The 4,386-nt window shown below is 70.6% G+C and carries 4 protein-coding genes; 1 reads left to right on the forward strand and 3 read right to left on the reverse strand.

Annotated features, from left to right (window positions below; genetic code table 11):
- Nucleotides 1-54: 54 nt before the first annotated feature.
- Both D7V88_RS39280 and D7V88_RS39285 read right to left on the reverse strand, forming a co-directional pair.
- Nucleotides 55-576 (reverse strand): tetratricopeptide repeat protein, encoded by a 522-nt coding sequence (locus tag D7V88_RS39280; RefSeq protein ID WP_120545644.1) that lies wholly within the window; start codon nt 574-576, stop codon nt 55-57.
- A gap of 8 nt (nt 577-584) precedes the next feature.
- The gene (locus tag D7V88_RS39285; protein ID WP_120545645.1) at nt 585-2,033 is read right to left on the reverse strand and encodes a hypothetical protein; all 1,449 of its coding nucleotides are present in this window, start codon (nt 2,031-2,033) and stop codon (nt 585-587) included.
- 213 nt (nt 2,034-2,246) lie between these two features.
- Between D7V88_RS39285 and ruvX the strand changes: the two genes are divergently transcribed.
- Complete coding sequence (gene ruvX / locus D7V88_RS39290; RefSeq protein WP_120545646.1) at nt 2,247-2,705, forward strand: Holliday junction resolvase RuvX; 459 nt, start codon at nt 2,247-2,249, stop codon at nt 2,703-2,705.
- A gap of 27 nt (nt 2,706-2,732) precedes the next feature.
- On the opposite strand, the gene D7V88_RS39295 is transcribed toward ruvX, so the two are convergent.
- Nucleotides 2,733-4,370, reverse strand: coding sequence for an ArnT family glycosyltransferase (locus D7V88_RS39295; protein WP_120545647.1), 1,638 nt, complete (start codon nt 4,368-4,370; stop codon nt 2,733-2,735).
- Between the last annotated feature and the right edge of the window lie 16 nt (nt 4,371-4,386).

The raw sequence follows: 4,386 nt of genomic DNA on the forward strand, positions 1-4,386 counted from the left end.
CCCCCTATCGGGTGAGGCCCCCTTCCCCTGACAACGGCTCGCCCGAAGGCCCGCCTACGTCTGCGCGTCCGCCTTCAGCTTCTCCACCGCCACCATCGTGATGGCCTTCACCAGGGCCCGCGCGCGGCGCCCCGCGGAGGTCTCCCCGTGCGGATCCACCTCCACCGCGTTGGCGATGTCCGTGAAGCCCTGCCGCTCTCCCCGGCGCAGGTGCAGCTCGCCCCGGCCCGTCAGCGCCACGGGGTTGCGCGGATCACTGGACAGCGCGTGCGTGTACTCGGTGAGCGCGTCCTCCACCCGTCCGAGCTTCTGGTACACCGTGCCCAGCGCCGCGTGCGCCGCCGAGTCCTTCGGGTTTCCCTCCACGAGCCCCTCGAACAGGATGCGCGCCTCCTCCAACCGCCCCGCCGACGCCAGGTCGCAGCCCACCTGCGCGATGGCCTTCGCCTCCTCGAAGGTCATCCCCTCCACCTCCGCCCAGGTCGTCTCTCCGCGCGCGAACGCCTTCAGCCTGCGCGCCGTTCCGGTCTCCATCCTCTGCCCCTCGCCGCCTTCGTGTTTGATGACGCGTCCCATGGCGGCTCTCACGCGCTGCGCAGGTTGGAGATGGCCGTCTTCGCCATCTCGTTGAACTTCGACGACATGTTGCTCATCAGGTCGAACATGGCCTTGCGCTTCTCCATCAGCGTCTGGAGGCGTAGCTCCAGCTCCTTCATCCCGGTGTCCAGCTTCGCGCCGCGCGCCTTGTCCGCATCGCTGGTGCCGAGCGCCGCGCGCTCCTCACGCGCGCTGGCCATCTCGTTCATCACGTCCAGCAGTTCCTCGTCGGTGTCCTCGGTGATGCCCATGAGCAGCGCCTGGACCTTCTGCTCGATGCTCATGTTCGGGTTGTCCACGATGTCCCGCGCCTTCGAGCCCCCCGTGCTCGGACGGGTCGAGGACGTGCCCGGCACCTCCGGCAGCTTCGCCACCGCGGCCAGCTCCGCGCTCAGGTCCTGCCGGTTGGCGACGCCGTCCCTGCTCCCGCTCCCCGCCGCCATCTCCAGGCGGTTGAAGTACTCCGGGTTGTCCTTGAAGAACTGCGCGGCGCGCTTGAGCGTGGGAGACGCCGCCGGACTGCCGAGCAGCGCCTCCAGGTTCGCCATCGACAGCTTGCCGTCCTTCGCCCCCACCGCCGTGTCGAAGGTGTCCCAGTTCTGGTCCAGCACGCGAAGCGCGTCGCGATAGCCGGCGAGGTTCGGATCCAACGAGCCCGTGCCGCTTCCCGGACGTCCCGCGCCGCTGCCCGGGCCCGGCCCGGAGCCACCTCCCGTGGTGGGCGGCGCGCAGTCCGACGGCTTGGGCTCGCAGTCCGACGGCGTGGGAGAGGGACGGCCCGGACGCTCCGGACGCCCGTACTTCGCGAAGTCCGCGGCCAGCCGCTTCGACTCCTGCTGGAGGCTCATCAGGTCGATGCGGTCGTCGTTGAAGTTCGGCACCGGCAGCAGGAGCACCTTGTTCTTCGACGTGTCCACCTGCTCGAAGAAGCCCCGGTTCTCGACCATGAACTTCGCCGCGTCCCGCAGCGACGGCGACACGTTCGCGTCCTGGGCGATGCGCTGGAGGTCCCCGTGCGACAGGGTGCCGTCCTTGCGGCCGTCCATCAGGTCCAGGTAGCCGAAGTTCGCCTCCAGCGTGCGCAGCGAGTCCGCGTAGTCCAGCAGCTTCGGATCCAGGGGACTGCGGGTGCCGGAAGCGCCAGACCCGGCCTGCGCCGAACCCGTGTTCGCGGAGGGCGCGTAGCCCGCTGACGCCTTCGCCGCGTCCTGGGGCGCGCAGTACTCCGTCTTCGCCGGGGGGTTCTTTTTCAGTTCGTCCGCGACGCCCAGCACGCCACTGGCCGCCATCATCACGTTGCCGGTCATGACCCCGGCCGCCGTCTTGATGGAGTTGGTGAGGACCGGGGGCAGACCCAGGGCGTTTCCCGCCAGGTCGACCACGGCGGTCATGGGACCGCCCAGCAGGTTCGCCACGCCTTTGAGGATGTCGAGCATCGAAACTCCCGCGCGACGGGTTGAAGTAGGTGCTGCCGGTGGACCGCGCGCCGTCTCTTCGGACGGGACCCGGTCATTGCAGCGGCGATGCCGGCTGCGGCACGGGGCGACGCGAGCCATATCCAGGGGTTGGACGCGCAGGAGGCCAGCGTGCGTCCCCAGCCACGGACGGGTCGGTCCACCACGGGGGATTGCGGTTAGAGTCCGCCGCGCATGCGCACCTTCGGGCTCGACTACGGCACCAAGACCATCGGGGTGGCCGTCTCTGACGGGTTGGGACTGACCGCCCAGACCGTCACCACCGTGCGACGCGCGTCGATCAAGGCGGACCTCGCGGAGCTGTCCCGGCTCGTGAAGGAGTACGAGGTCACCCGCATCGTCCTGGGGCTGCCGCTCAACATGAACGGGTCGGAAGGTCCGCGCGCGGAGGCCTCACGCAGGTTCGCGGACGTGCTCGGGCAGTCGCTCGGACTGCCCGTGGAGCTGTGGGACGAGCGGCTGTCCACCGTCGCGGCCCAGCGCACCCTGCTGGAGGCGGACGTCAGCCGCGCGAAGCGGCGCGAGGTCATCGACCAGCTCGCAGCACAGTTCATCCTGCAGGGCTGGCTGGACGCGCACCGCGCCCCCGTCGAAGAGGGCTACGACCCGGAGGACTACGACCCGGAGGCGTGAAGCGAGCCCCCGGGGCCCGTCCGCGCGCTACGGCTGACGGCGGTACACGTGCAGCGGCGCCTGGAAGCCGTCCTGCTCCACGTACGGCACGCCGTCGAGCGTCAGCGTCCGCCCGTCCAGCTTCACGCCCGGATCCTTCATCAGGTTCCCCTGGTCGAAGCGCACCACCACGTCCGGCTTCGCGTCCTGGAGGCGCTGGCGGAAGGTGTCCCAGCGCACGCGCGCCATGCGCAGCTCCGGCAGGTTGGAGAAGAAGGCCACCTGAAGGTCCATGTAGCGCGGGTCGTCGTCGATGGCCGCCGCGCCGCCCCGGGCCGCCACCTGCTCCTTGAGGTAGCGCGCCACCTGCATCACCGCCACCGGGTTGGTGGACGTGGGGCTCACCGGGCGCAGCGAGTCATGCAGCCCGCCCTCCACGCGGAAGGTGTAGATGCCCAGCGCCACCGGCATCACCACCGCCAGCACCACGCTCACCCCCACCACCGCGCGGCGCGCGAAGGCGCTCCGGCCCGCCACCACCGCCGCGAAGCCCGGCGCCAGGAACACGGGCAACAACACCAACTGCGTCACCGTGAAGCGCGCCAGCGGCACGAAGCTCAGCATCACCGCCGCGCGGAAGGTGAAGTACAGCGCGGGCAGCACCGCCGCCGCCACCAGCCAGCGCGTCTCCGGATGCTGCTTCCACGCCTTCACCATGCCCACCGCGCCCAGCAGCGCCACGCCGGGCGTCAGCGTGAACAGCGCCACCGCCGGCCAGAACCCCAACTGCTGCAGCCGCCACCCCAGCGAGCCGCCGGCCCCACCGGAGTCCACCACCCACTGCCGGTGGAAGTCCTCCACCGCCTTCAGGGGGAAGAACGGATCGCCGTGCGCCAGCTCGTTGCCCTGCATCCACAACAGCGGGAACGGCAGGCACGCCAGCCCGAAGCCCACCGCGCGCGTGAGTGACGCCACCCGGTCCTCGCTGCTGAACACCAGCGCCACCGTGAGCAGCGGGATGTACATCCACGCGTCGTAGCGCAGCGCGCACGCGAAGTTGAGCAGCACCCCGCCCCAGAACAGCGGCTGGAAGCGGTTCTCCTCCACCCCCTCGGCCACCAGCGCGAACACTCCCAGCATGAAGCACAGCGACACCGCCTCGCTGCCCGCCGTGGTGGAGAACTGCAGGTGCATGCCCCACGCGCTGAAGGCCAGCCCCGCCGCCACGCCCGCGCGCCAGCCGAACAACCGCCGCGTCAGCGCGAACAGCGGCACCACCGACAGCACGCCGAACACCAGGCTCACCAGCCGGCCCGCCACGTCCCGGTCGAACACCGACAACAGCGGGCCCACCAGGTACAGGTGCAGGGGGCCGAACTGGTACGTCCCATCCTTGTAGGAGGTGATGACGTGCGGAGATGCCCACCACCGCTCCGCCAGCTCCGTGCGCACCACCGCGTCGCCGAAGAGGTTCTCGTTGATGAAGAACACGCCCAGCCGGGGCAGGAGCGCCGCCAGGAGCAAGAGTCCCACCAACCACCGCATCGACGGCTCGGGCTGTGGCGCGGGCACCGCGGACAGGCCGGGCACTGCGGAGGGGGAGGCAACGGCGGCGGGACTCGAGGCGGGGACCATGGCGCGCGCGAGGATACGCAGGCAGGGCTCAAAGCCAAGCCGGCGACCCACCCTCCTGCCCGATGCC

This window comes from Corallococcus terminator, assembly GCF_003611635.1.
In the GTDB taxonomy this organism is placed as follows: Bacteria; Myxococcota; Myxococcia; order Myxococcales; family Myxococcaceae; genus Corallococcus; species Corallococcus terminator.

Bases quoted from the DNA above. Each gene is read 5' to 3' on its own strand.
- D7V88_RS39280 (WP_120545644.1), bottom strand. From the start codon at position 576: ATGGGACGCGTCATCAAACACGAAGGCGGCGAGGGGCAGAGGATGGAG.
- D7V88_RS39285 (WP_120545645.1), bottom strand. From the start codon at position 2,033: ATGCTCGACATCCTCAAAGGCGTGGCGAACCTGCTGGGCGGTCCCATG.
- ruvX (WP_120545646.1), top strand. From the start codon at position 2,247: ATGCGCACCTTCGGGCTCGACTACGGCACCAAGACCATCGGGGTGGCC.